This window comes from Adlercreutzia sp. St.1H8 (genome assembly GCF_059728655.1).
Window position 1 is genome coordinate 1,402,252 of record NZ_AP039376.1, and the last position, 22,380, is coordinate 1,424,631.

Below are 22,380 nucleotides of genomic sequence, written 5' to 3' on the forward strand. Positions count from 1 at the left end.
CTACTTGGTGGCCCCGCAGGAGCACTTGTAGCCGGTAGTCACCGTTTCGTTGTGGCCGACCTCGTCATGATGGATGGTGCCGACCTGGACTTTGTTCACTGCGGAGTGGTATCCAGAACAAGAACTGCCGCGGCCAGCCTTCTCGATATGACCCCAAGGATCACCGGTAATATCGGTTCCGCAGCCATTACAGATGCTCCGCTCGCGGTTCTCGTACTTCGGCTCGTCCCATGCTGCCTTGTCCACGACCCAGCGGTTCTCGGTCACGGGCTGCCAGGAGTGCTCGTGGGCGGGCGCCTGGGGCTGCGAGGCCGCGGGGGCCTGCTGCTGGGGCTGGGACGCCGAGCCGGAGGAGGCGCTCCCCTGCGCCGGAGCGGCGGCGGAGGATCCGGACGCCGCCGGAGAGGCGGCTCCCTGCTCCTGCTGGCCCGCCTCAGCCGCGGGCGCGCCGTCTGCGGGGCCGGGCTCCGTGGCGTCGCCCTCGGCCGCCTCGGCCTCGCCGGTGTCCGCCAGGGCCTCGTCGCCGGGGACGGCGGCCCCGCCTGCGGCCCAGGGCGACTCGATGGGGATATGCGGGATGAGCGCGCGGGCCGCGAAGCCCTCGACCTCAACGGCCTCGGCGGGCTGCATCATGACGGCGACGGCAACGGCCACGGCCGCGAGGGCCGCCGCCCCGCCGGCGCAGGCGGCGCGGCGGCGGGGCTTTCGCGCCTCTGCGGGGCCGCTCTCCTCGGCGACGGCGACGTCCTCGTCGGCGATCACGTTGATCTTCTCGGTCTTCTCGTCCATGACTCCTCCTCTGGTCGAGATCGTCCTCTCAGCTTCTGATCATACGTTAAGCGGGCATCTGACGCATAACGCTACCATTTTCCAAAATTCCCCCCGGCTATCTGAAGACCTCGTCATGGGTGCCGGTTCTCTGGAGGAACGCCACGCCGTCGGCCTCGCGCCAGATGACAAGCCAGTCTCCGGCATTCGCGACATGGCACTCGCTGCTGCCCTTCCATGCCCCCTTGAGGCTGTGCATACGGTGCCGCCGCGTAAGTACCTCGCGCGATTCAGGCGTGTTCTCGATGATGAGGTCGATGACCTCCGCCAGCTCTCCCTCGTCGAGCCCACGTCGCCTAACTCGCTTCAGGTCGCGCGAGAACGATGGCGTGAAGGTTGCCTTGAGCCTCATGGCTCTAGGCTCCTGCGGCGGCGAGCAGCGAGGCCGCATCGTCGTAGAGCTCGTAGGAGCCCGACGCGATGGCGGAGTCGGTCTCCGCTATCGCCCGCAGGCTCTCCTCGTTGGGCTCGTAGGAGCCGAGGTTCAGAGGGATCGACCGCTCGCGCACCATCTGCTTGTAGAACGCGCGGGTGACCGAGGAGAGGTCGAAGCCGTAATACTCAGCGACGAGGGAAGCCTCCCTCTTGAGGCTCTCGTCAATGAGAATTGTCAGCGATGCGCTCGCCATGGGTCCACACTCCCTAGATCATGATGAACTTGTATGTGCATTTTGATAATAACGTCATTGCAAGTGCGGGGCAAGGCCCATGGCCGTCATGTCACCTTCGCGAGGACGGCGGCCTTTGAAAGTGCATTCTCAAAGAGGGGTCTTTCATTGCGTTCTCGCCCTGCGGCGCCTCCCAGGACGCCCTTGCGGTCGCCCCGGGGCCCTCGGCGACATCTCTTCGCGTTCGCGAAGGGCGGCCCATCGTATCGGCGGCCCTCCCGCCCGCGTCGCCCACGCGAAACCTCGCACAAGCCCGGCGGGCTGGTGGAGGTTGCGGCTCGTCGGGCCTGCCCTCCTCGCATCGCGAAGGCGCCCCTGGGGCGCGAGAAGCCGCTCCCCTCGCCCACGGCTCGGCGATGGCGCTGCCGCCGCCCTCGGCGAACAGCTGGGGGTGCAGGGCGGGAAGCGCTGGATCAGAGGAAGAAAGGAGCAGGGCCATGCCAAGGATGATCGGGAGCCTCGCGAACAGGATGCAGGAGGGCGCCCAGCTCGGGGAGCCCTACGTCGGGATGGGGGCGACGGAGATGCTGTACAGCGACCGCCGGCCCTACACCGTGCAGAGGGTTCTGGGGCCGCGGCGGGTCGTCGTCACCCGCGACAGGTGGACGCGCGTCGACCACAACGGCAGGAGCGAGGACCAGGAGTACGCCTACGAGAGCACGCCCCTCGTCGAGGGGGAGCCTTCGTGGCGCTGCACGCACCCCTTCGGGCACCTGATGGAGGGCAACGGCGGGGATGCGCCGTGCTGGGTCAGGGAGCCGGGCGGCGAGTGCGAGGGATGCCGCTACTGGCGGCGGACTCGGGAGACGAACGGGATAGAGCTTCGGCTCTGCAAGCGCGGCTGGAAGCGCGTCGGTTCCGACACGTACTTCACGCTGGGGATCCGCGAGGCCTACGAGGATCCCTGCTTCTAGGCGGCGCTCGTACCCTGGTACTGTGGTACCAGGGTACGAGCATTCGCGGGTACCGTCCTAGCCGAATATCAGCTCGGCGAGGGCGGGCGGGGTGGTGGAGTACAGCTTGCGCCCCAGGTGGGTGGCGGCTCGGTTGGCCACCTGAAAGCTGACCGTCGCCTGCGCTTCTGCGTTCATCTTGCGACCTCCTCTGATTGCTTGCGGGAAGGGCATGCTGCCAGGATGCTTCGCCCGACCGCCTCCCCCAGCTTTGGCGGCACGGCGTTGCCTATCTGGCGGGCCACCTCGCTGCGGCTCACGCGCTTGCCGTCTTCGACGAAGCGGTAGCCGAGGGGGAAGCTCTGGAGGATCGCCCCCTCGCGCAGCGTGATGGCGCGATCCTGGCTCGGATGGCCGAACCTGCCTGTTCCGTAGCAGTAGAACTGGGTCGTAATGGTCGGGGCCACCTCATCCCAGGACATCCTGCCGTAGACCGCCGGATAGGTCTTTCCCGTCTCCTTCTTATGGCACGGAAGCCTCAGATCCTCGGGCCAGTCCCTCCAGGTGCCATTGGGGGTGGAGGCCTTGATCCTCCTCATGTTCAAATCGGAGAGCGCGGCTGCGCTTTGAAGGGGATCCTTCCTGCTGGCGGAGCCGGCCCTGACGGCGGGGAGCGAGCTGATGGCCTCCCTGACGGTGACGACGTCCTCTTTGGCGCAGGTCGGCGGGATGAGGCTGATGTCGCCGTCCTTGGACGCCAGCAGGAGAAGCCGGCGCCTGCGCTGGGGGACGCCGTACTCCTCGGCGCGGACAACCTCGTAGCTTACGGAGTAGCCGGCGCCCTCCAGGGTCTCGACGAAGTCGGAGAAGATGCTCTCCTTGGCGATCTCGGGGACGTTCTCCATGGAGACGAAGTCGGGCATGAGCTCGGAGACCAGGCGGCCGAACTCACCCAGCAGCCCCCAGTCCTTGTGCTCTTTCCTGTTCTTCTTGTCCTTGCGGTGGGATGAGAAAGGCTGGCATGGAGCACACCCCACGAGCACCTTCACGTCATACCCGGACAGAAGGCTTGAGACCTCCTCGGCCGTCACGTCTTTGATGTTGCGGCGCACGAAGCTGGCGCCCTCGTTGTTCGTCTCGTAGGCATACCTGCAAGAGTCGTCGAGGTCGAAGCCGGCGACGACGTCGATTCCGGCTGAGCGTAGGCCGTAGGTCAGGCCGCCTACGCCGCAGAACAGGTCTACGGCTCCGACCGAGGCGCTTCCCTCGGGGAAAGATCGTTTGGTATTTTCGCGGTGGGCGGCCAACCAGCCCTGCCTTTCCATCGTCAAGACAGCTCTTCCAATCGAAACATTATAAGGTTGAAAGCGCTGTCTTGACTCGACAAACAAGCATGGGGCTTGCTTCATGCGGTTTCGTACCGGGGTACGCCCATACGTAGGTACCGGCCTAGCCGCCCGGGGGCCTCGGGCCTCATCGCGCCAGCTCCGCCCTCTCGCGCCTCGTGCTCGCCTCCCGCGCGGGGGCCTGGACGCCCCGCATGTCCGCCTGCGGCGTGTAGGGCGAAGGCGCGGGGCGGGCGGATCCCAGCGGCACCGGGCGGGCCTCCCCCCTCGCCTCGCGCGCCAGCTCGGCGATCTCGTCGCGGTCGTAGAGGTCGGTGTCGGGCCAGTCGGCGTCGGCGGGCATGTAGCCCGCCTCGGCCAGGTGGAACTCCTGCGCCGCCGACTCCCCGTAGGCCTTGAAGTCGAAATAGTCGAGCAGGCCGGCGTCATCGAGGGCCTTCATCTCGGAGCTGCCGTCCAGGAGCGTGTAGGCGAGGTTCTCCTCGGGGCTCATCCGCTCCAGGCACGTCTCCCCCCAGCTGTCCTTGACGTGCGCGAGCTCGTAGTCAAAGGGGTAGAAGGGAATCTCGTCGGCCTGGATCAGAAGGTTTGACACCTCGTCGGGGGCGTAGCCCGGCGCGCCGTTCTCCATGACGAGGGAGACGGCCTGGAGGTCGCGCTCTCCGGCCTCCGCGGCCAGGGCCGCCATGTCGTTGAGGGCGCGCAGGTCTTCGTGCTCGCCCGGCCTGTAGCCGAGCTCGAGGAGGATCCCCGAGTAATCGTAGTCGTGGACGGCGTACTCCTCGTAGACCCGCTCGCCGGCCATCCCTCGCTCGAAGGCCCGCCCCGGGTCGAGCTCGAGCCCGACGTCCTCCTCGAGGAACCGGTCGAGCTCCCCCTCGGGGACGGGTAGGCTGATCCACCCGCCCACGAGCTCCCCTTCGTTGTACTTGCCCAGGTTCGCGACGTACACGCTCGCCTTCCCGCTTGCCATCATGGTGCCCCTCTCGCTCACACCCGGCGCCCCGGGGGCGCCCCTTCCCTCTTCTTGGCGGTAATCCCCTCCCTGGGCTTCTAGGAGGGCCCGCATGTCTTGCTCGTAGCGGTCGATGTCCCCGGCCGAGAGCCACTCGGGCGGCTCCGGGAGCGAGGCGTATACCTCCCGCATCTTCGCGATCTGGCCCTCGACGCTGCCGGCCCAGAGCTGGCGCTCGGCTCCCGGGCCGCCCGCGCCGAGCATGTATTCGCAGTCCGAGCGCAGGCGCGAGAGGAGCCTGTAGCCGATGCCGCCGCCTACGGCGGGACCCAGCGCGGGGCGCGGCTCCCCGATGGCCTCGGCCACCTCGGCAACGGTAAGTCCCATGGCGTGCTCGAGGGCGGGGCCCTCCAGGCCGGCCTCGCGGAGCCTGCACTCCGCGTAGAGCCTCACGCAGCGGTCTAGGTCGGCGACCCTGGCACGACTGGGCGCCGCGTCCCAGTCCTCGGAGAGCGTCATATCCATTGCCTCGTCGTAGACGGTCGAGGGATGCTGCCAGTCGAGCTGCTCGAAGATGAGCTCGGCCATCCCCCGGCTCCCCTGCGCCGCCTCCAGGATGTCAGCATAGGTGTAGACCTCGTCGGGGTCGATGTCGTCCAGGGCGACCCTGCCCTCCTCGTCCCCGGCAAGGCCCTCGAAGGCCGCCTCCGGGATGTAGGCGACCTCATCGCCGCGCGAGGCGAAGGCCAGGGGATCCTTGTAGACGTGCCCCTGCGCCGTGAGGCCGTCCGACACGCGCAAGCGCCCGCCCTTCTCTATGATGTCGCCGTAGCGCTTGAGGGAGTTGGAGCGGTCGTGGATGCCCTCGAGGATCGAGATCGTCAGCGCGGCGTGGAGCCTTTCGGAGGGGCCGGCGTTCGGCACGGCGGCTATGAGCTCGGAGACGGTCAGGCCATCCTCGCGTCCGATCTCGGAGCCGATCATCTCGAAGTCTCCGCCGAGCTCCTCGCGGGCCTCCTCGGCCGTGTAGGGCTCGCCGTCCGGGCGGAAGCCGAGCGGCGTCACCCTGCGGTCGAGCCCGTATCGAACCCAGGGCTCGTCCGGCGCTGCCGCCTCCACCGCCGCGCGGACTACCGCGAGGTCCTCGGGCGGCAGGGGGTCACCCGGCACGGGCGGCGAGTAGGGGTGGCGCCTCTCGCTGTCGTACACGACGTAGTAGGATCCCTCGCCCGAGGGGGTGCGGTCGAATGCGATCTCGACGACGCCGATGCTGCTCGTCGTCTCGGGCACCTCCGCGAGCAGGATGGCCCCGTCGAGGGCGCGAACCCTGCGGTTCGCCTCCTCCAGCAATGTCTTCTCTGAATCCATCGTCTCTCTCCTCATCTCAGTGCTCGTCTGATGGCTGTCCTCGCCGCGCTCGCCGCGCGTTCAATGCCAGGGAGGGCGGCTGTGGGCTCTCCCTTAGCGCGCTGCGGGGCCAGGCTGATGCGGACGGCCTGGGGGCCGAGCGCGCGGGGGTCGGCCCGCTCCAGGTAGTCCCTGGAGATCTCTATCGCGCGCTCGCGGGCCTCCGCGAACCCCTCCACCGCCCGGCCTCGGGCCAGGACGGCGTCCGTCCGGGAGTCGATGAGGCTCGGCACCCATGTGCCCTCCCCCGCCTGCTCCAGCGTGTAAAGGTAGTCGAGGCCGGGCCCGACCGTGCCCCACCAGGACTCAGGCACGCGAGGCCACCTCCCTGCGGGCCCTCCGCGGCTCGGCCGCCCGGTGCGCGGCTGCGGGGGCCTCGCGCCCGGGGGAGGGGCGTCCGAGGCCGCTTATGGGCACGAGCTCGGCCCGCTCCTGCCGCTCCGCCGGCGCCGGGGCCCACGAGGGGGCGTCCCGGGCGCCGGGCTCCAGGGGCGCCTGGAAGGCCCCCGTCTCGCGGAGGAGCCTCGTGTTGAGCTCGACCTGCTCGAGCGACTCGCGCATGAGGGAGAGCTCCTCGGCGACCTCCCACTCCTCCAGCCCCGTCTCCCGCAGGCGCGCGGCGATCTCGTCGAGGCCGCGGCTCCCGCGCGAGGCGCGCACGCCCTCGCCGCGGGCCGGCGGGATCGGGGCGGGGCCGGACAGGTCGAGCGGGAGGGAGAGCTCCGAGAAGAGGGCGTCAGCGGTCGCGCGACCCCAGTCGACGGGGGCGCCGTCGAGGGCGGCGTCGGGCAGAGCGCGGACGTGGATCGCCTCGGCCCCGGAGGTGACGTAGAGCTCCCCGCCCGCCACCTCGACCTTGTCGGGCACGCCGCCGCAGGCCTGGGCGAGCATGTCCTCCGCGTCCCCGGCGAGCGAGAAGGCGCGGCTCCCCTCGGAGCGGAACACGAGCGGCCGGCCCGCGGACTTCGAGTCGATGTCCCAGGCGAGGGACTCGAGGTCGGAGGCCATCACCTCGTCTCGGAACCGGCGCAGCGCGGCTGAGCTCGCGCGCCTCCGCGGGGCCCCGAGCTCAGCCCTCATCTCCTCGTACGTGTCTCGCCAGTCCTCGGCGTCGGCGTATGCCGACCGGTCGAACAGGACGACCCCCATGGCATTCCTCCCTTCCGGGCGCCTCCTTGCGCCCCTGCTGAGATGATCTTGCGCCCGCGCGGGCCCGGCCCGCGCGGGGACGCCTGCGTGCTACACGGCCCTGCGGAGGCGGCCCGGCCGGGCTCGGGGCCCTGCCTCGTCGAGCCTGACGCCCACGAGCGAGGCCACGGCCGCGAGGCGCACGTGGCCGGAGAGGGCCATGGAGAGCGCCTCCTCCCCCGCCCCTGCCTCGCGCAGGCGCAGCACCACCTCGTCCCGGAGGCGGGGCGGCAGTTCCGGGATCGGCGCCTGCGCCTCCTCGGGGCCCGCGCAGAGCCTGTCGCCGGAGGCCTCGAGCTGCTCGCGCATGAGGGACAGCGCGAGCTCGATCTTGTCGCGGAGGAACCCCTCGGCGAAGCGGGTGGCGAGAGGGCGCGCGTCCGGGCGGCCCTCCCATCTCCCGGTCAGCAGGGAGAGGCGGAAGGGCTCGCCGTCCGCCGTGCCGCTCAGCACGAAGGAGTCGCTCACGTCCTCGTAGATCATGTGCATGGCGGCCCCCTAGACTCCCACGAACTCGCGCGCCCAGCCGCCGGCCGACCACATCGCGTAGCCGTAGGCGAGCAGCGAGACGCAGCTGAACAGCAGGCGGCCCGACCAGTCGATCATGCCCTCGTAGTCGGAGGCGGCCACGGCTATGTCGCCGAAGCCCGCGAGGATGGCGCTCATCATGGCGAACAGGAGCGCCATGATCACGCCGGCGAACAGGAGCGCCAGGTAGCGCTTGAGGAAGCCCGTGGCCATGGGGCGGGACTTCGGCGAGACCAGGAACGCGATGGAGGCGGGGGCCAGGCAGGTGTAGACGTAAATCTGAATGGCGCGGGTGATGATGATCACCTGGGTGAGCAGGGCGACGGCCCCGGCTATGACCCACACGACGCCGCTCGTGACGAGCAGCGAGAGGAGCACGCCTATGTTGTTGACGTCCTCGGGGAGCCCCGTGTAGACCTCCGTGTTCACGGTGCCCCCGATCCCGGCGATCACCTGGGTGACGAGGTCGTAGCACCACGCCATGAGCTCCCAGGAGTTGACGACGAGCGACCCCACGAGGGCGTAGGCGACGAAGACCATCATCAGCTGCACGGTGTCGATGCCGGACTCCGCGCGGCCCATCTCGGCCACCGCCGAGGCGATGCCGGCCACGAAGAAGACGGTGAGCACGATCATGGCGAGCGGTATGACGACGGTCTCCTGCACGGAGCGCAGCACCGGGACGACCGACGAGAACAGCTGGTCGAAGTCGCGCGTGAGCATCCCGCCGTCGGTCAGGTACTTGGTCAGGAAGTTGTTCGCCTGGTCGAGGTTGGAGTTGATCCACGTCCTCAGCCATCCGGCCACCCCGTCGGTGGCCGTGTCCATGGCCGCGTCGACGGCCCCGGGGGCGACGAGGGCCCCGATGAGCCCCCCGACGCCGGCTATGACGAGCGGGGCGACGGCCTCGGCCTCGTCGGCGGGGAAGGCCGCCTGGAGGGCGACCGTCGCAGCGAGGGCGAGCGCGCAGGCGAGCGCGAGCGAGGCCGTCCTGTGGCGCCGGGCCCAGGCGAGCGCCCCTGCGAGGCGCACGCGGGCGGCGGTTCCGTTTGCTTCGTTCACTGGGCTCCTCCTATCCGAGCGCGGCCAGGACGGCCAGGCGGATGATGACGATGGTCGCGACGGCGGCGGCGAACATCACGCCGCAGGCCGCGTAGACGTGGTCGGCGTCGATCTGGTGCCTGAGCGCCGCCCTGATCCTCTCCCGCGCGCTCATCGGTGGGCCCCCTTCCCGACCATGAAGTCGAGCGTGGACTTGTCGTAGGTGACCGGAATGTCGGGGCGGGTGCGGGTGTCGAGCGCGAGCGAGAAGGAGACGGTGCCCTCGTCCCAGCTCACGGTCGCCTGGCCGTTGAAAGTCGCGGCGGAGGCCGTCGGGTAGTAGAGGGCGCAGTACTCGGACAGGCGCTGCGCGAGCAGGTCGCCCCTGCCGTCGACGAGGGAGAGCATCTCCTCGCCCAGGCCCTCGACGGCGACCTCGCGCGCGGGCGAGACCCACAGGTAGGTCTGGGCATGGGCGAAGCCGTCGCTCGTCAGCGAGTAGCTAACCGACCCGTCGGCGGCCGTCACGGTGTCGAAGTAGAGCAGGCTCGTGCCCTCCCCCACGTCGAGCACGAGGGTCTGGCGGGTGATGACCGCGCCGGAGTCCCGCGCGACGCTCGTCGTCGCGAGCTCGACGGCGAAGGGCACCCGCGCCTCCTCGGCCCCCGCGGAGCGCTCCGCGTAGGCGCCCGGCTCGAAGGACAGGGACGCCGACTCGTTGGGCGTCGACCAGGTGGAGGCCTCGAGGAACGCGAGCGTCTCCTCGAGCGGGCCGTCGTAGCGCGCCTGGAGCTCGCGCTGGCGCTCCGTGAGGCCGTCCGGCTCCTCCTGCTGCTCCGCGGGCTGCTCGGAGGCGGGGGCCTCCTGCGGCCCGGGCGCGGGCTCGGCGGCGGGGGGCGCGAGGCGCCAGCAGGCGACGGCGAGCGCCGCCGCGGCGAGCACCCCAAGGGCGATCTTTGTCTTCGTCTTCATCTCTGATCCTCTCTATCCGTCGATCCGCACGGCGCAGACCCAGCGGTTGTAGGTGATGGGGTTGACGCGGCAGTAGGGGGGCGTCTGCTCCACGACGCGGCCCTCGTCCAGGTAGATGCCGATGTGGCCCTGCATCCACAGAAGGTCGCCGGGCTGCGCCTGCTCGATCGGGATGCAGGTGCCGGCGTCGCGCTGGAGCTCCGACTGGCGCGGTATGGAGATGCCGGCCTGCTGGTAGCACCACATCGTGAAGTAGGAGCAGTCGCACCCCTGCGTGATAGAGTTCCCCCCGTACACGTAGGGGGTCGCGTAGTCGCGGGCCACCATGAGCGCCGCCTCCACGACCTCCTGCCTCCCCTCCCCCGCCTGGGCGCGGTAGGGGTAGTAGCGCATGACGAGCAGCGCGTGGTTGGGGGTGCCGTAGTAGCCCCAGCCCGTCTGGGCGGCCATCATGTCGCTGAAGCGCTGGGAGGACTCGAGCGTCCACTCGGTCACCCCGTGGCGCGAGCACCACGGCAGGAACCCGGCGCCGTAGTTGTAGCCCTGCACCACGAGCTTCACGGCCCCGAGGTCTCCGGGGCCGAAGTCGCCGAGGTAGGCGCCCCAGCTCTCCAGGTTGTCCCTCATCTCCGCCACCCCGGCGTAGATGGATGCCCGGGCCGTTCGGGGCGAGCAGCCGTGCTCGGGGGCCCCGACGAGGATCCAGGACGAGTAGGCGCCCTCGCACGCCTGCATGATGTCCTGTATCTGCTGGCCGTTGTAGCAGGTCACGAGAAGGTTCCCGCCCGACTCCTGGGCCATCATGGCCAGGGCCAGGTCGACCCACTCCTGGCCCACCCCGAGGTCTCGGCAGGCCTCGGCCACCGTCGGCCGCCACGTCTCGACGGCCGGCGGGAGCTCGATGGGCTCGTAGCCCTCGTCGACCGCAGGCGCCTGGGAGAGCAGGGCCAGGAGCAGCGTCATGAGGGCGAGCAGGGGCACCACCGCGGCCGCCGCGGCCGCGAGGACGCGCCCGAACCCGCTCGTGACGAACGTGGGCCGCCAGGCCGCGACCCTCCTCGCTGCGCCCGCGGCCTGGCTGCGGAGGCGGTGCGCCACGGCCTGCCCCTGCCGGGGGTCGAGGGACGCGGCTCGCGAGAGCCGCCGCGTCCCGGCCTGCCCGCGCTGGCGGCCGGCTTGGCCCGGCTGGGGCTCCTTGGGGCCGTATCCGACGCGCCCGCGCCTCGGACGGCCCTCCTGCCGCTTAGGCGCCCCCTCCCCTTCCGCCTTGCGTGTCGAGGGGGTGGTCGCGGCGTGAGGGGGCTCCTCGCCGCCCGGGCGCGCGGCGGTGGAGGCCGCGAGGAACCCGGGAGGGAACGCCCTGGCCGCCGCCCTGCGCGCGACGTCGGCGACGCGGCCTGGGCGGCCCGCCGCGGCACGCCGGGCCCGGCCCGCCGCGGAGAGCCCGGCGTCGCGGGCGGATGCCGCCCGGGCGAGGGAGCGGTCTCCCTCGTCGCCTTCCTGCCGATCCTCGCTGAGGGCGCCCGCCGAGGCGGAAAGGGCGCCCTTGAGCTCCTCTGCCGCACGCCGGGCGCGGCCCCTGACGGCCCTGCCCGCGGGCAGATCGGCGGGCCCGCGCCCGGCATGTCGCAGGCGGGAGGCGGATCTGCCCTCGCCGTGGGACGGGAGCACGGAGCCGCCCTCCTCGCGGAGGAGGTGGGCCCTGCTCGTGGGCTCGTCGGAGTGGCTGAGCCTGTCGGCGCCGCGTGCCATGCCGCCTACTCCTCCTCGGCGCCCTCGCGGCGCGCGTACTTGTCAGCATCGGTGTTCCAGAGCTCGTAGAGCCTCTTGTCGATGCCCGCGTCGATGCGGGAGTTGAACGGGATCTTCATCCCGTCGGCGATGATGAGCCCCTTGCCCGGGTCGGTGCGCGCGTCGATGCAGTCGCGCTGGGAGGACGACAGGGCGAAGGTGTCGGCGATCATTTCGGCATTGCCGACCTGCATCGGGAGGAACACGAGCAGCCCCGTGTTCTCATAGAGATGCTTCGCGATCGGGTGCTCGAGCACGCGGGTCGGGTGCTGGGTGACGCAGATCATGTGCAGGCCGAACTTCCGCAGCTCGCCGAAGAACGAGTCGAGCAGGTTGACGGCGGCCGGGTTGCTGAAGAGCACCTGGAACTCCTCCACCACCACGTAGGTGGGGCGCCCGACCCGGTGGTTTGCGAAGGCGGCGTTGCGCACGTGCTGGAGCATGGAGAGCAGGGCGAGCGTCTGGAGGTTGCGGCCGAGCTCCGAGCAGTCGTAGATGTTCAGGTACGGGGAGTCGGCGACGTTGGTGGCGCCGTCGAAGCAGTTCATGAGGCCGATCGAGTATGACTCGAACGCCGCGGCGATGTGTTCGCCCACCTCGTCTCCCTGGGCGACCAGCGCGTCGTAGAAGTCGGAGAGCGTCGGGCGGCCGGTCGTGCCCACATGGGGCTCGTAGACGATGCCCATGCAGCGCGAGATCATACCCTCCTCCTGCTTGGAGAGGCCCCTGTCCATGACGTCCTGGGCCAGGGCGAGGAAGAAGTCAGTGTTCTTTCGCACCTCCTTCATCGACAGTTCGCCGTTGCCGTCGCCAAGGTCGAAGGGGTTCAGGCGGTTCTCGTACGCGGGCCCGAAGCTGGTCACGGTGCCGCCGAGCGCCTCGCCGGTCGCGCGGTACTCGCCGTGCATGTCGAACACGAACCACTGGGGCGCGCAGGGGTCGGCGCACACCTTGGCCGCGCAGGACGGGTCGGGGGACTCTGCGGTTCGAGGCCACATGAGCTGCTGCCAGGTGAGGATGGACTCCACGATCATGCCCTTGCCCGAGCCGGTCATGCCATAGATCATCGTGTGGGGGCTCTTGAGCTCGTCCGGCGAGAGGAACAGCGGTGCGAGGCTCGTGCCGTGCGCCCCGAAGAAGAAGCTCCGCTTCGGGTCGTGGTAGACCTCCTCGGCGGCGAAGGGCACCATGATGGCCGCCTCGGAGGTCGCCAGGGAGCGGAAGTGGCCCTCCAGGCGCGTGCGCGCCAGCGGGAGCCCGGACACGAAGGCGTCCTCCTGGTAGGTGGGCAGCTCCACGACGTCGACAGACCACGCCTGCGCCTCGTCGACGATGAGCCGGACGTATCGCTCCATCTCCGCGTCGGACTTCGCGTAGACGGTGATGAGGCCCTGGAAGTGGGAGAGGAGCTGATCCTCCTCCCGGATGAAGGAGAGCAGCTCGCGGCCCTCCTCCTCCTTCTCCTCGAGGGCTGGCGGCAATCGCGTGAAGTCGACGCCCGCGGCGCTCATCTTGGCCTGCATGTCCTGGATCTCGGCCTGAGTGACGTTGATGTTGTTCCTGATGGCCTTGAGCGTCTTGGACTTCGGCTGGGGGGCGAACGTGAGAGCGATGCTCATGGGGATCGGCAGCGACCGGATGAGCCGTATCGCGCGGTCGGAGAGCTCGCTGCCGAAGTCTCGGATGTGGAGAACCTTCACCTGGTGGCCCGGCATGATGATCTTGCGCCGCAGCAGCCGGTCGTCGTCCGGGTACGCCGCCCAGGTGGGAGCCAGGTAGTCGCGGGCGCGGCCGCGGCAGGCGAGGCGCTCGTAGGAAAAGAGGAAGGGCTCCTCGTCGCCCCGGATGAGCTTGTGGAGCACGCTCATCCGCTCCTGGCCGTCCAGGGGCGCGACGCTCACCTGGAGGCGCCCGAAGTGCTTCGTCACCGACTCGCGCAGCGCCGCCAGCTGGGAGGAGGCCCCCTCCAGGTCAGAGGCGGCGACCGAGTAGGTGAGGAAGTTGCGGCGGCGCAGGTCGCGACGGCCCTCGCGCTGCTTGCGCTCGACGATGCGGTTGTACTCGCGGGCGAGCTCGGCGCACTCCCCCACGACCGGGGCGAGCTGGGCCCGGCGCGAGACGGCCGCACGGTCCTCCGGGAAGTTGACCAGGTTGATCGTGTACACGCACGAGGTGGGCATGGAGGCGTGCAGCTGCTGCCACTTGTCGTAGATGTCGTCGCGAACGTCGCGCCGCTCGCCCTCATAGGATGCGTCTTGGAACTCGAGGGTCTGGCTGAACCGCCCGCCCGGCAGCTCGGCCACGCCGTCCTCGTACATGAGCTCAAAGCCGACGAGGTCGTTCGTCGTCATGATCGGCTCGCGCCCGGTGGAGCGAGCGAGCGCCCTCGCGGCCCTCTTGGGGTTCGGCGCCTTGCCGGCCGCGCGGCGGCGGGCCTCCCTCTCGGCGACGGAGAGCTTGACCCCGCAGTCGGGGCAGTAGACGGCCTTCTCGCCGACCTTGGCGCGGCAAGACGGGCACAGCCGCGCCTCAGGCGCGCCCTCCGCAGGCTCGCTCGCAGCCTTTCCTCTTCTTAGACTTGGCATGGGCACGGGTGATCTCCCCTTCCTCGATCTCTGCTTGCTCCTGCTTGAACGTGATGACCGCTCCCCTCTGCCCGCCCTCCACGGCGCGGCGGACGAACACCTCCGCCGGCATGCCGTAGAGCGGCGCGAATCCCGCTATGACCGCGGGCATGGCCGGGATGACGGCGAGGACGGGGGCGACCGAGACGGACACGCCGAGCGGCACGAGCAGCAGCCAGAGCGAGGCTCCGAGGATGCCGGCGGCCACGCCCAGCGCGATGAGCTGGCGCGTGGTGAAGCCGAGCCGTCGTCGCTCAAAATTACACGTGTCCTGGTGGATCTTTATGGAGGCCATGGCTCGCCTAGCCGATGGCGAAGTTGGTGGCCTGCACGACGGCGGCCGCGGCGCCCGCGGCGACGAAGGCGATGGCGCACTTCTGGAGGTGCGCCTCGGCCATGCCGCCACCCTGCCCGCCCGAGGCGAGCTGGTTCTGCGCGTAGATGAGCAAGCCGAAAATGAGGGCGAGCGCGGCCACCAGGCCGCAGATGCCCAGCAGCACTGCCTTGATGTCTGCCATTGTTTTTCCCTTTCCTCGGAAAGGGGGCCGCCGGCGCTGGGATGACGGGGGGATGGCCCCGCGCCCGCGGGGCCTGGGCGCGACCCTCCTGGGCCGCGTTATGGGGTAAGATACGTCTCGCATCAGGTGGCCGGGGCCTGCCAGCTGTTCAGCCGCCGGATGCTCGCTCTCGGGTCGTCCCCGTCGTCTTCCCAGGCGGCCGGGCCCCCGGGTTCGGTCTTCGGGCCGCCGCGTCCTCGCGGCGGCCCTTCCTCTCTCTTTGATCCTCCTCCCTCGCATGCGCCCTGCGGCGCGCCTTCTCCTTCTATGGGCCGCCTGCGCGGCCTAAATCCCTCTGGGGCGGGACACCTTCCCCCGCGCCTCCCCGAGTGCCTTGGAGTCGGGGAGGCGGGCGACCTCCTTCTCTGCCGCTAGCCCATTTTCAACACCTTCCTTCCATCTGCGCCGACGCGCCTTTGCCTCGCCGGCCGCCATGGGGTACACTTCCCCTTGGCGTCCCGTCTTCCTCCGGGAACGGGATACCTTCCTTAAAGCCCCCGCCCAAGGCCCCGTGAGGGGTGGAGCCCGTATCGGATCAAAGCACGGGCGGGGGTGACCGACCTCAAGGCGTCCCCCAGGGGGCGCCTTTCTCGTCTCAGCCCATCCGCTCCGCCTCCCTCCGGCGCCGGTACTCCTCGAAGTCGAAGCGCTCGGCGAAGCGCGGGAGCGGCATGAGGATTGAGCGGGGGTGCGAGCTCGACACGTAGCAGTAGTACGGGTGGCGGTTCGTGCGGAACTTCTTGTCCCTGATGATGGGCAGGCCGCTGATCTGCACGACGAGCTCGTCGTTGGGCATCTTCCTGAGCTGCGCGACGGACAGCACGGCGCGGCCCTGGGACTGGATGGACTCGGAGCTCGACTGCGGCACCGCCCCCGACCCGAACGTCCGGTTGGTGATGCGGGCGTAGACCGTCTCCTCGCCGATGCTCTTCGACACGTCCTCGAGCACGTCGGGCGTGTTGGAGCCCAGAAAGCACATCGTCGAGCAGTTGTCGAAGAGAACCGAGGCCTCCTTCTCCCCGTAGACGAGCTCCGCCTGGGCCTTTGACTGCATGTACATCGAGATGGACATGTTCCTCGATCTCACGACCGCTATGGCGCGGGTGAGGATGGGGATCTTGCCGATGGTCATGGCCTCGTCGATGACGAGGCGCACATGCCGCGGCAGGCGCCCGCTGTAGCGCTTGAAGGCCTTGTCGAGGGTGAGGTCGAGGGCCTGATAGATGATGAGCGCGGTGAGGAAGTCGTAGGGGCTGTCGGTGTCCTTCGTCACGATGAAGAGCGCCTGCTTCTGGCCCGCGTCTCCCAGCGTCTCCAGGTGAACCTCGTCCGCGGAGAGCATGTCGCGCACGTCGGGGGCCAGGAGGTTCACGAAGGCGGCCTGGCACGTCACGATGACGCTCTGGACGGTCTCCGGAGCCCCTGAGGCGAAGGCGTTGTAGCAGTGAAGGGCGAACGAGGAGGACTTGGAGTGCGGCACGTTGGCGGCGCGCACCACGCGCCCGCCGGACGCACGCGTCCCGGATCGCTGGGAGCGCCCCTGGGGCGCGCGCTCGGGCTCGAGGTACTCCCCCTCCTCCCAGCGGCGCATCAGCATGCTAAGGGGCGAGGGCCGGGACATGTCATTGCCCTCCGGGGTGGCCAGGTCGAGCAGGTCCATGCAGACGGGCAGCGTCCAGTGCCGCGGGTCGTCGTAGGCCTCCATGGCGTAAGCGATGAGCGACATGAGGCAGAGGCGCTTGGTGTCCTCCCAGAACGGGTCGCTGGTGGACTGGGCCTTGTCGTCGGTCTTGAGGTTGGCGACGAGGCAGTTCACCGTCTTGGTCAGCATGACGCCGTCAGGCACCCGGAAGGGGGCGATGACGCACCGGAGCGTGAGCCTGACGGGCCGCGGCTCGCCGGCGCGGAACGCCGGCAGGCCGGAGATGCAGACGGTCACGACGTCGTCCTCGGCCGTGGCCTCCACGCCCTTGTAGCGGCCCTCGATGGTCATGGCGTTGTCGTCCGCAGGGATCACGTTGCGGTCGAGGACGATCTTCACCTCCACGTCGGCCTCCCCGTGCGGGTTGTAGGACTCGACGAGGATCTCGTAGTCGATGCTCGTCCGCCGGTAGCCGAAGCCCGCGGCGACGGCCTCGGCCGAGGCGGGCGCCCCGGCCTCGCCGGCCCCCTCCTGCCGCCGCGCGTCGCCGCGCGTCTCGTAGGTCGCCCTGGCGCTGGCCCTGATGGCCGACTCGGCGTCATGCGCCTCCCGCGCGGGGTGCTCGGCGGTGAGGGCCCCCTCCCCCTCGAAGGCGACGGACTCCTCCCGCCAAGCGCCGTCCTCGGCGTGGCAGCGCGCCCGGACGCTTACCGAGCACGACGTCTCAGCGGCGTCCTTGGAGTCGGTCTCGTGCACGGGGATGTAGGCGAGCGGGTTGTAGCGCAGGCCGCGAAAGTCGATGGTGTTGATGACCTTCACCTCGACCCCGGCCGCGGCGAGCATGTTGCCCATGTCCCGCAGGGTGTCGCCCTTGGGGTCGGTGTGGATTATGTCGTAGCCCTCGCCGAGGCCGTCCTTCGAGCGCCGGCGGTTGGCCGTGGGCAGCAGCGGCCGGCCGGCGATGTGCTCGAGGAGGCCGACGGGCCCTGGGCGCACGGGCGTCAGGGCGTCGCCGACCGACTGCATGATGTCGGGCATGCACAGGTGGTAGGTCTTGCCGAGGCCCGACGTCCCGATGGTGTAGCAGTTCATGTTGCGCGACGCCTGGGCGGCGCGCGTCTTGCCGTCGTAGGCGTCCAGGACGATGCCGCTGTGCTCCGAGTAGAGGAGGTTGTTGTAGTGGTGGCGGTGGTCCATGAGGGAGGAGGCCTCCTCCTCCGTGGCCAGGCGCTCCGCTCCGTGCTCCTCGCCCGTGACGTAGCGGCCCCGGAAGGCCCCGGCGGCGGAGACGGCGGTGGCGAGCGCGCAGGCCCCGGCCACCACGGCGAAGGAGGCCGAGACCGCCGGCAGGTGCCAGCTGATGGTGAGCGGGTCGCCCGCGACGGCCCCGGGCAGCGAGGACATGCCGAGGACGAGCCCCGTCACGAGCTCGTCGGAGTACGCCATCCCGTGGGTGGCGACGCGGGCCGCGAGCAGCCCCGCCGCGCAGGACAGCGCGAGCACGGCGACGGCCCAGGGGGCCCTGCGGACGGCTTCCTTCAGTTTCATGCCTACCTGTTCACCACCTTCGACCTCTCCGGGGCGAGCGTCTCGTGGGCGCTCGCCATCCTGCGGCCCTCCACGCGGTCGACGGAGGGCGTGTAGGGCGCACGGCCCTCGCCCCGCGCCTTCCTCGCCGCCTCTCGGGCGCACGTCGCCTCGCCGGCGATGCTGCCGCCCCGGCTCGCGTCGAGCCGCGCCGCGGCGTCCCTCGCGAGTTCCCGGCTGCGCTCCTCGTCGCGAAGCAGCGAGGCGAGGTCTGACTCGGCCAGGCGCTCGCGCCAGTCCGGCTCGGTCAGCTTGACGTACTCGACGCCCTCCTCGGCGTGGGCCTCGTAGGAGACCCCGCACTGGGCGAGGGCCTCCTTGGCGAAGGCCGCCGCCTCCGGCGTCGCCAGGCTCAGGACGGGCATCAGCTCGCCGGGGGCCGCCAGGCACTCGGGGCACGCGGCGGAGCGGAACTCCTCGAGGTTGGCGAAGCGCTCGGGGCCCATGTTCGCGACCGACATCTGGCTCTCGACGAGGGCGAGGGCGGCCGGGGCCTGGGCGGCGTCGACCTCGAAGGTCGCGACGCCGCCGGCGACGGAGCAGGCCGCGGCGATGCCGGCGCCCTTGAGGAGGTTTCGGAAGTAGCGGCAGTCGCGGTCGAAGGGCAGCGTCCGCACCTGGAGCCGCACGGTTCCCCGACCGGCCGGGGCCGGAGCCAGGCCGGACGCGGCGGCGGCCAGGTCGCGCCTGGCGAACACCTCCTCCATCGACTGGAGCTCGATGAGCTCCTTGAGGTCGGGCGCGCGCCGGATGGCCTCGGCTAGGCGGATGTAGCCCGTCGAGGAGCGCGCCGTGGCATGGTCGACGCGGCTGAAGGGCGCGTGGATCGACGCGGCGGGCTCCCGGTCGGGAAGGACGTGGCAGCGCGCGCCCTCGACGAGAGGCGGGTCGATCCAGTCCAGGGACTCTGCGGGGAGGTGCTCCACCTCGGCCTCGTCGAGCATGGCCAGGAAGGCCTCCTCGTCCTCAGGCTCGAGGTAGACGAGCTCGCACGGCGCCTCAGCCGTGCCAGGGACGGCGGCGTCCTCGGAGGTGTCGAAGGCCTCGTCGGTCAACAGTGCCTCCGCCTCGCGCGCCTCGCGGCGTTCCGCTCCGCCGCGTGCCCCGAGTGCCTGGCGGATCCCGCTCGCGCTGGAGCGCCCGCCGCCGTCCAGGCCCCGGACGAGGTCGAGCAGCGCCTGCTTCCCGTCACGCAGGATCGCGGCTGAGATGTCGTCTCCGGCATCAGGCATGTCTCTCTCCTCTCTTCCCAGTCTCCCGTTGGGCGTCAGGCGCCCTCAGCTCCGTTGATTCAACCACGTCGGCGGGGTCGCGGGGCGCTCGCTTGTTTCGTGTCGTACAAAGCACCCCGCGCGCCATCCAAGACCTCCCGCGCCGTCATCGGCCTGTCGAGGGGGCCCTCCGGAGATGGCGTCCTGCACTCAAGCCGACGGGGGTAGCCCCACGTCCCCGGCCCGATGACGCATGAGGCGGCCACGGCCTCGCCGCGCATGATTCTCGTCCGCTCGATCCGCACGCCGTCGCCGCCCGGGGCGTCCGAGGCGTCCTCCCATGGAATCCCGAGGGCGTCGAGGCCCTCGCGCAGCTCGCGCGTCTGCTCGCCGGGCGCTGTGGCGTCGGCCTCGGGCGGCGGTATGGGGCTGCCACTTGTCATCGTCCTGCCTCCTTCTCGGTCACGGCGGGGCGCCTGGCGGCACGTGCCCTGTCTCGGATGAGGCGGCGAGCCGTCGCCTTACGGCAGGACGGCCTTCCGGCGCGCAGGGTAGCCGCAGCGAAGGCGCGAACGCGCTCCTCCTCGGTGGGGGCCTCGCGGTTGAGCCGCATCAGCTCTGCGTAGTCGGCATCGACCTTGGCGAGGGCGCGCTCGCGCTCGTCTTCGGAGGCGGTGCGCAGGACGCGGAGCTCCTCGGTGGTGAGCTCGGCCTCGTCCTTCCCGTCCTCGGGAGCGTCGATGAGGTCGAAGGCGAGTCCGTCCGGGGACGAGAGCCAGTCGTGGAGCTGCTTCGCGTAGCGGGTGGTGCTGGGGTTGCTCGCCTTGTAGCGCGTCCGGTAGGCGCGGTAGGCGTCGAGGATCGCCTCGGGGGTGAGGCCGTCGCTGAGCTTGCCCTCCCACTCCCGGCGGGCGAGGGCGAGCGTCGATGAGGCGGGCGGCTTGAGAGACATCCGGCAGAGCTGCGCGAAGGGATCCTCCCCGGCGTCGTGCTGGGGCGCGGCCGGATCTATAGATTGATAATTATATTGATTGTTAATTATTGTTTGGTCGTTTTGAACTTGTTCAATTTGAACTTGTTCAAAATGACCAATATCAACTGACCTGGGGTTTTGCCGGTCGTCGGAGTTTTCCACAATTTGATGTTGGTCAAAATGACCAATATCAACTGACCTGGGGTTTTGCGAGTTTTCCACAATGGAGCCAGCTCCAGGCCCCATGCCCTCCGTAGCGTCGCCCGGCGCCTCCGGCGCCTCCCCGTCGGTGGCCTTGGCGCGGGCGAGCTTGGCGAGCTCGGCGACGTCGACCTCGGGCATGTCCACGATCTCGTAGACGTTGGTCTCGCGGCTCTTGCCGGCTGCCTTGTAGCGCGTGTGCACCTTGACGTAGCCGTAGGCCGTGAGGTGGCGCAGGTGCTTGTAGTAGCGCTTCGGGGCCATCCCCAGCTCCTCGAGCATCAGGGCGAGTGGCGGGAAGGCGCAGCTGCCGGCGCCGGTGTACGAGCAGAGGTAGGCGTAGATGGCCTTGGCCTCTGCGGTGAGGCGCTTGTCGCGCATGGGCGCCTTGGCGACGATGCCGTAGCCCTCGCTGCGGATGCCCTCGAGCTCGATCAGGTTTGAGACGTCCATGGTCACCCCCTCCCCATAGACGCGAAGGCCCAGGATGCCCTGGGCCTGTGGTTAAATTCTGTAGTTGGGTGTGCTTCGCTTGCACGCCGCTTTGGGCGCGCTTCCGCCATGTGATAATTCACTTCAGGCACGTCCTTAATGTCTCTAAGGATTGATGCTTAGGCGGCATCGGCGTTGGAGCGTCCGATGCCAGCCGGGGTACGAGGGCCCTCGCGAGAGGGCCCTTCGCATGTCCGCGACTTGTCGAGGCCCATTCTTACGGATGGGCAACGGGCGAGTCAAACCGGCACGGCGGCTTCGGGCTCTCTGCCAGGCGTTTCTCCAGTTCAAAGCCTTCTTTTGCCCTCTCTTGCCTGTCGACTGTCTTGATTTATATGTTATGTAAACCTATAACCAAGAAAACGACGTCCTGTTGCCGCCAGGTCATTGCACGTGGATTCTGCCGCCGCGCCTCTCCCCATCCTTCGGGAACGCGGTACCAGGATGGCTACACGAGCGTAAGGAAACCGTTCGGCTAGCCTTCTTCATTGAACGGATCGGCGCTCGGCGTTATCGTTCCGAGTGGTATGGGATAACCAGCCCTTGGGAAGGCGTGCGCGTTTCGGATGACGTCAAAGGGCTCGTGGAGCTGAATGGCCTGGATGCGCAGGCCGAGGTCACGCGCGTGGGCACGCAGCTCCTCGTCGTGCTCGACGACGGCGCGCAGAAGGCGCGGGTCGTCGGCGTAGAGATGGCACCACCAGCGCTCGTGCCCCTCGCGACGCTGCCGGTCGTTCTCCCATCGCACGGGGTCGAGGGCCGCTCCGCGCACCGATGCGAGCAGCTCCTCGGCATCTTCCCCGAATACCTGGCAGAAGGCCCGCTTGAGCCTTTGGAGCTCGTGGGCCTCACGCGAAGGCGCCAAGGATGCGCTGCGTGCGCTTCCCGTCCCCGCCGCCGCGCCATTCGTCACGCCGGCAAGCATCGCCTCGCGCAGCCGCTCAGCGAGGCGCGGATCCTCCAACCGGCTCGTGGCGTCTTCCACCGTGGCGGCCGAGGGCGGATCGGGCCGCTCGTCGGTTGTGCGCACGCCTCCTTCGGGCAGCTCGCCGCGCATGACGCGCGCGATGCGCTCGACGGCCTCGGGATACGGCCGTCGAGCGCGCATGTCGAACTTCGACGGCAGGATGCGCAGCTCGTCGTAGTGAATGCCCTCCCGGGCGAGCGCGAGGCGCAGCAGCTCCTGGCGCGCGTCGATGTCCGACCGGATGGTTCCGTCGTCGGCATAGACGGTGCAAAGGATATGGTCCCGGTCGCGGAAGGCGCTCTTGCGCGGCGTGTCGTCCTTGTGGATGTAGAAGCCGTTCACGTGGGCGAGCACGTAGTCGGCAGCGAGCGGGTCATGGCGCCAGACATGGCGCACGGCCTGAGCGAACGCGGCCCGGTACGAGGCGATGCGCATCTTGCGCGCCGCCTCGGGGCCGAAGTCGCCCACCAGGGACGTTATCTCTCCGCCAAGCTCGGGCATCACATCCT

At 69.7% G+C, this 22,380-nt stretch carries 19 protein-coding genes; 1 reads left to right on the plus strand and 18 read right to left on the minus strand.

Going from position 1 to position 22,380, the window contains the following annotated elements; all coding sequences use genetic code 11:
* From AC6I0Y_RS05340 to AC6I0Y_RS05350, 3 genes are all read right to left on the minus strand, one after another.
* Positions 1-789, minus strand: coding sequence for a hypothetical protein (locus AC6I0Y_RS05340; RefSeq protein WP_497733577.1), 789 nt, complete (start codon positions 787-789; stop codon positions 1-3).
* 97 nt (positions 790-886) lie between these two features.
* Complete coding sequence (locus tag AC6I0Y_RS05345) at positions 887-1,180, minus strand: type II toxin-antitoxin system RelE/ParE family toxin (protein WP_160708973.1); 294 nt, start codon at positions 1,178-1,180, stop codon at positions 887-889.
* A 4-nt stretch (positions 1,181-1,184) separates the two neighbouring features.
* Complete coding sequence (locus AC6I0Y_RS05350) at positions 1,185-1,457, minus strand: type II toxin-antitoxin system RelB/DinJ family antitoxin (protein ID WP_497733580.1); 273 nt, start codon at positions 1,455-1,457, stop codon at positions 1,185-1,187.
* Between the two features lie 476 nt (positions 1,458-1,933).
* Here AC6I0Y_RS05350 and AC6I0Y_RS05355 point away from each other — a divergent pair, with 476 nt between their 5' ends.
* Positions 1,934-2,410, plus strand: coding sequence for a hypothetical protein (locus AC6I0Y_RS05355; protein ID WP_160708977.1), 477 nt, complete (start codon positions 1,934-1,936; stop codon positions 2,408-2,410).
* A gap of 173 nt (positions 2,411-2,583) precedes the next feature.
* Here the strand turns inward: AC6I0Y_RS05355 and AC6I0Y_RS05360 are convergent, their stop codons facing one another.
* The 15 genes from AC6I0Y_RS05360 to AC6I0Y_RS05430 all read right to left on the minus strand — a co-directional run bounded on the left by AC6I0Y_RS05360 (position 2,584) and on the right by AC6I0Y_RS05430 (position 22,372).
* Positions 2,584-3,714 (minus strand): DNA cytosine methyltransferase, encoded by a 1,131-nt coding sequence (locus AC6I0Y_RS05360; RefSeq protein WP_160708997.1) that lies wholly within the window; start codon positions 3,712-3,714, stop codon positions 2,584-2,586.
* Between the two features lie 148 nt (positions 3,715-3,862).
* The gene (locus tag AC6I0Y_RS05365; protein ID WP_497733582.1) at positions 3,863-6,058 is read right to left on the minus strand and encodes an antirestriction protein ArdA; all 2,196 of its coding nucleotides are present in this window, start codon (positions 6,056-6,058) and stop codon (positions 3,863-3,865) included.
* Between the two features lie 345 nt (positions 6,059-6,403).
* The gene (locus tag AC6I0Y_RS05370) at positions 6,404-7,246 is read right to left on the minus strand and encodes a hypothetical protein (protein ID WP_497733584.1); all 843 of its coding nucleotides are present in this window, start codon (positions 7,244-7,246) and stop codon (positions 6,404-6,406) included.
* Positions 7,247-7,336: 90 nt separating this feature from the next.
* On the minus strand, positions 7,337-7,774 hold the full coding sequence (locus tag AC6I0Y_RS05375) for a hypothetical protein (protein ID WP_497733586.1): 438 nt from the start codon (positions 7,772-7,774) through the stop codon (positions 7,337-7,339).
* 9 nt (positions 7,775-7,783) lie between these two features.
* Complete coding sequence (locus AC6I0Y_RS05380; protein WP_160708989.1) at positions 7,784-8,875, minus strand: VirB6/TrbL-like conjugal transfer protein, CD1112 family; 1,092 nt, start codon at positions 8,873-8,875, stop codon at positions 7,784-7,786.
* Positions 8,876-8,885: 10 nt separating this feature from the next.
* Positions 8,886-9,029: a hypothetical protein gene (locus AC6I0Y_RS05385; RefSeq protein ID WP_160708991.1), complete on the minus strand. Its 144-nt coding sequence runs from the start codon at positions 9,027-9,029 to the stop codon at positions 8,886-8,888.
* On the minus strand, positions 9,026-9,826 hold the full coding sequence (locus tag AC6I0Y_RS05390) for a hypothetical protein (RefSeq protein ID WP_160708993.1): 801 nt from the start codon (positions 9,824-9,826) through the stop codon (positions 9,026-9,028). The genes AC6I0Y_RS05385 and AC6I0Y_RS05390 overlap by 4 nt, the downstream gene beginning before the upstream one ends.
* Before the next feature lie 12 nt (positions 9,827-9,838).
* Positions 9,839-10,924: a C40 family peptidase gene (locus tag AC6I0Y_RS05395; protein WP_497733589.1), complete on the minus strand. Its 1,086-nt coding sequence runs from the start codon at positions 10,922-10,924 to the stop codon at positions 9,839-9,841.
* Positions 10,925-11,583: 659 nt separating this feature from the next.
* Positions 11,584-14,208, minus strand: a complete 2,625-nt coding sequence (locus tag AC6I0Y_RS05400) for a VirB4 family type IV secretion system protein (RefSeq protein WP_497733591.1) — start codon at positions 14,206-14,208, stop codon at positions 11,584-11,586.
* Positions 14,147-14,536, minus strand: a complete 390-nt coding sequence (locus AC6I0Y_RS05405; RefSeq protein WP_160707374.1) for a PrgI family protein — start codon at positions 14,534-14,536, stop codon at positions 14,147-14,149. Before AC6I0Y_RS05405 ends, AC6I0Y_RS05400 begins: the two co-directional genes overlap by 62 nt.
* 7 nt (positions 14,537-14,543) lie before the next feature.
* Positions 14,544-14,759 (minus strand): hypothetical protein, encoded by a 216-nt coding sequence (locus AC6I0Y_RS05410; protein ID WP_160707376.1) that lies wholly within the window; start codon positions 14,757-14,759, stop codon positions 14,544-14,546.
* Positions 14,760-15,393: 634 nt separating this feature from the next.
* A complete protein-coding gene (locus AC6I0Y_RS05415; RefSeq protein ID WP_497733594.1) occupies positions 15,394-17,988 on the minus strand; it encodes a type IV secretory system conjugative DNA transfer family protein in 2,595 nt (864 codons plus the stop codon).
* A 2-nt stretch (positions 17,989-17,990) separates the two neighbouring features.
* Complete coding sequence (locus tag AC6I0Y_RS05420; protein WP_497733596.1) at positions 17,991-19,259, minus strand: hypothetical protein; 1,269 nt, start codon at positions 19,257-19,259, stop codon at positions 17,991-17,993.
* A 418-nt stretch (positions 19,260-19,677) separates the two neighbouring features.
* Positions 19,678-20,865 (minus strand): helix-turn-helix domain-containing protein, encoded by a 1,188-nt coding sequence (locus AC6I0Y_RS05425; protein ID WP_497733598.1) that lies wholly within the window; start codon positions 20,863-20,865, stop codon positions 19,678-19,680.
* Positions 20,866-21,379: 514 nt separating this feature from the next.
* Entirely contained in the window at positions 21,380-22,372 is a 993-nt protein-coding gene (locus tag AC6I0Y_RS05430; protein ID WP_160707386.1) for a DUF4031 domain-containing protein, read from the minus strand.
* Between the last annotated feature and the right edge of the window lie 8 nt (positions 22,373-22,380).